This window comes from Rhodopseudomonas sp., assembly GCF_048594845.1.
GTDB lineage: Bacteria > Pseudomonadota > Alphaproteobacteria > Rhizobiales > Xanthobacteraceae > Rhodopseudomonas.
Genome location: NZ_JBMDXE010000208.1, coordinates 1 through 3582, shown reverse-complemented (window position 1 = coordinate 3582; position 3582 = coordinate 1). Strand labels below are relative to the sequence as shown.

Below are 3582 nucleotides of genomic sequence, written 5' to 3'. Positions count from 1 at the left end.
GATCAGTCCGCCGAGCGGCGCCCACCACGGCATCTTGGCGAGACCTTCGGCGGTCGGCAAAGGATGCGGCAGGCACAGCGCGACGCAGGCGAGCGCGAACACGACCGGCAGGAACGAGATCACGCTGGCCATCCACGGATTGCCGACCGCTTCGCGCAGCGCATTGTTCATCGGCGGGCCCCACGCCTGCAGGGCGCCGGCGATGAGGATGATCGGGTAGAGCCAGACGGCGCTGAAGTTCTGCATGCTCACCATTTCCTGCCGTTGCGGTTCGGGCCGAGCTGCGTGCCGAACAGATGACGATCCGGCCACGCGCCGATGCTGCCGGCGTCACTGCCGCTCGAGCTCCGCGCGGTTGCTGGTTCGACCTCGACGCGGTCGTGGCCGAGCGCACCGGTCTCGTCGGTGACGCGCACCTCGAGGTCGAAGCTGTCGCGATCCGACTCGAGCGAGGCCTCGAACATGCCGCTGCCGAGATCGCGCATCGGACGCCAAGCACCGTCATCGACCCGGCATTCCGCCGCGGTGATACGCGACGCGCCCCACACCGAGGCTCTTACGCGAGCATCAGGCGCGCGCTGCTCGAAGCCGAGCCTGCGATCGGCGGGCGAGGTGATCATCACGAACGGCCAGGGCGAAGCGAGCGGTTTGAACCGCCAGCTGACGACGTCGCCATCGAGCGCCATCAGGCTGAAGCCGACCGGGCCTTCCTCGATCTGTCCGGTGGAGCGCGTCGCCGCGTAGATGGTGCGGCCATCATGCGTGATCTCGTTGTAGTGCGTATGCCCCATCGCCACGAGCTGCGTGGTGCTCGTATCCAGCAGCCGCGCGACCTCGTCTGCATGCTGATGCAGGTCCGCCGGATAAGCGTGCATGAACACGGCGCATCGCTGGCCGGCTCGTTTGGCGTCCGCAAGCTGATCGCTCAGCCAGGCGAGTTGCCGGTCACCGAGCCGGAAGTCCGGTCCGCCGCTGCCGTTCGAGACGATGTCGAGAAACAGGCAGACGCGGCCGCGGATCTCGGCGCGATACGGCAACTGCGGGAGAGCGAGATCACGATAGAACGCGGCGAGGGATCGCGGCTTGAAATCGTGGTCGCCAGGAATGACGTGATACGGCAGGCGGAGCTGATCGAGCCCTTCGCGGACCAGGGCGAACTGATCAGCCGTGCCGTCGTCTGCGTTGTCGCCGGGCAAGTACACGAAGTCGAGACCGGATCCGGCGTTTCGATTCAGCTCCTGGACGATGGCCTTGAAATCGCTGTGATTGGGAAGCTCTGGATCAGTCAGATGAAGGTCACCGATCTGCGTGAAGCGCAGCGGCATCTCAAAAGCCTCGGTCATGTGGGTGCGTACCTTGCCGTGTCTCGGCTGGATAATCGGTGCCAAGATGTCGCAGTTCCGGAGGGCGAGTATTTTCTTTCTGCAACGCAGGGAAGTAATTCAGCTCAGCCTGCCCCGTCGGAAGACGGTGCAGGCTGCTAACCGGGTTGTTAGTTCGATCGCATCCGAAGCCCTGGCCTCGACTACAACGCCCGCGGAGGGGGCGGCGGCGGGACGTCTGCCCGCGGCGGTCCGGGCGGCGGTGGCGGAGGCGGCGCATCCGCACGAGGCGGCGGCGGGGGAGGGGGCGGAGGTGGTGCGTCTGCTCGCGGCGCCGGAGGCGCACCGGGCGGCGGCGGAGGCAGCGGGGCATCTGCGCGTCCCGGACGCGGCGGGGGCGGAGGCGGCGGCGGACCGGGAGGCCCGAAGGCTTCGTTGCGGCCGTCGGCATGCGCGACGATCTGGGCGCGCACCACGCCGCGGTCGAACACGCCCTGCACGGTGACGGCCTCGCCGCGTGTCACCGCGTTGACATCGTCGCCGCGCGGCCCGAGATCGACCAGCGCCCGGCCGCGGCCGTCGTCGAGAATGAACTTGTTGCCGAAGATCTCGGCGACGCTGCCTTTCACCGCGACCGGCTGGCCCGGCTGCATCTGATCGATGCCGGTCGGCTGCAGCAGCATCACGCTCGGCGCCTGCCAGTTCTGCGCCAGTTTCACGCCGCCCGCACCAGCCGCGGCGCCGACGGCCAGAACCGCGAGTGCGATGCCGCCCAGAAGGCTGTTACGCCGGTTAAGGCGGCGCGGGGGAGGCGTCTGTGAAACGTTTGTATCAGGTTCGCTCATGGCTCCATCTCTCGTCAGTGAGGATGGCCGAAGCCTAGATCGCCGCCCCAAATCCAGCCTGAACCGTTTCGTTCAGCTTGGGTTAAGCTCGGCGACGTAGTTCCGAGGCGAGGTTCACGCATGAAAATCCTTCTGGTCGAAGACGATCGCATGCTCGCGAAAGAGCTGGCGCGCGCGCTGCGCGAGGAGAATTTTGCGGTGGACATCGCCGAAACCGGAGAGGACGGGCAGCATCTCGGCGAGACTGAATCTTATGATGCCGCCGTGCTCGATCTCGGATTGCCGAAGGTGCCTGGCGTGGAAGTGTTGCAACGCTGGCGCAAGCAGCAGCGACACTTTCCCGTGCTGATCCTGACGGCGCGCGATGGCTGGACCGACAAGGTCGAAGGCTTCAAGGCCGGCGCCGACGATTATCTCACCAAGCCGTTTCGCGTCGAAGAGCTGGTGATGCGGCTGCGCGCGCTGGTGCGCCGCGCGGCAGGGCACGGCGCCTCGCGAATTTGTTGTGGCGCGCTGACCTTCGATACGCCGACCGGCCAGTTCGAACTCGACGGCCTGCCGCTCAAGCTCACCGCCTTCGAGTGGCGAGTTCTGGAATGCCTGATCATGCGCAAGGAGAGCGTGGTCGAGCGCGGTCTGCTGTCGGAGAAAGTCTATGAAGGCGACGTCGGGACCGACTCCAATTCGATCGAAGTGATCGTGGCACGGCTGCGCCGCAAGATCGGCAAGACAATGATCGAGACCGAGCGCGGCCGCGGCTACAAACTCACTGCGGGAGCGTGATGGTGCGAGGGACCGCCTCCCTCAGCAAGCGGCTGCTGATCGCGGCCGGTGCGTTCATCGCGGTCGCGCTGATCGTCGCGGCGGTGCTGATCGCCTTCGTGCTGCATCGCTTCGTGCAAAGTCAGATCGATCAGCGGCTCGATGCGCAGATCGCCTTTCTGTCATCGATGCTGCAGGTCGGCAAGGACGGGCAATTGCAACTCGCGGGCACCGCCGACGGCCCGCCGTTCGATCGCCCGATGCGTGGCTGGTACTGGAAAATCTCCGGCCCCGCGAACGTGCTGCGCTCGCGTTCGCTCAGCCCCGCCGATTTCGAACTACCGGATCTCGGCAATCGCCCCGCGCCGCCGCCGCCGCCCCCGCGCCCGCCGCCCGGAGATGATGCTCCGCCGAGGGATCGACCGACGCCTGCGGATGGCGTCGGTCCCGATGGCCAAATGCTGCACTACCGGATCGCGACCCAGACGATTGCGGGCACGCGCGTCACCATCGCGGCTTCCGCGCCGCGCGACGCCGTGCTCGGCCCGCTCGGCGAAGCGATGCGGACGCTGGCGATTTCGCTGGCTATGCTCGCGATCGCGCTGATCGCCGCCATGCTGCTGCAGGTGCGCCTCGGCTTGCGGCCGCTCGAA

At 66.9% G+C, this 3582-nt stretch carries 4 protein-coding genes and 1 pseudogene; 3 read left to right on the top strand and 2 right to left on the bottom strand.

Annotated elements, in window-relative coordinates; all coding sequences use genetic code 11:
* Positions 1 to 246, bottom strand: a 246-nt coding sequence (locus ACOJTD_RS13380) for a DMT family transporter (protein ID WP_420133394.1), incomplete at its 3' end; no start/stop codon positions are given.
* A 2-nt stretch (positions 247 to 248) separates the two neighbouring features.
* The gene (locus ACOJTD_RS13375; protein ID WP_420133393.1) at positions 249 to 1343 is read right to left on the bottom strand and encodes a metallophosphoesterase family protein; all 1095 of its coding nucleotides are present in this window, start codon (positions 1341 to 1343) and stop codon (positions 249 to 251) included.
* Positions 1344 to 1771: 428 nt separating this feature from the next.
* On the opposite strand from ACOJTD_RS13375, the gene ACOJTD_RS13370 reads away from it, so the two are divergent.
* From ACOJTD_RS13370 to ACOJTD_RS13360, 3 genes and pseudogenes are all read left to right on the top strand, one after another.
* A complete protein-coding gene (locus ACOJTD_RS13370; RefSeq protein WP_420133392.1) occupies positions 1772 to 2143 on the top strand; it encodes a hypothetical protein in 372 nt (123 codons plus the stop codon).
* A 144-nt stretch (positions 2144 to 2287) separates the two neighbouring features.
* Positions 2288 to 2950, top strand: coding sequence for a response regulator (locus tag ACOJTD_RS13365; protein WP_420133391.1), 663 nt, complete (start codon positions 2288 to 2290; stop codon positions 2948 to 2950).
* Positions 2950 to 3582, top strand: a pseudogene (locus ACOJTD_RS13360) (sensor histidine kinase); the annotation flags it as partial. The gene ACOJTD_RS13365 and the pseudogene ACOJTD_RS13360, both read left to right, overlap by 1 nt.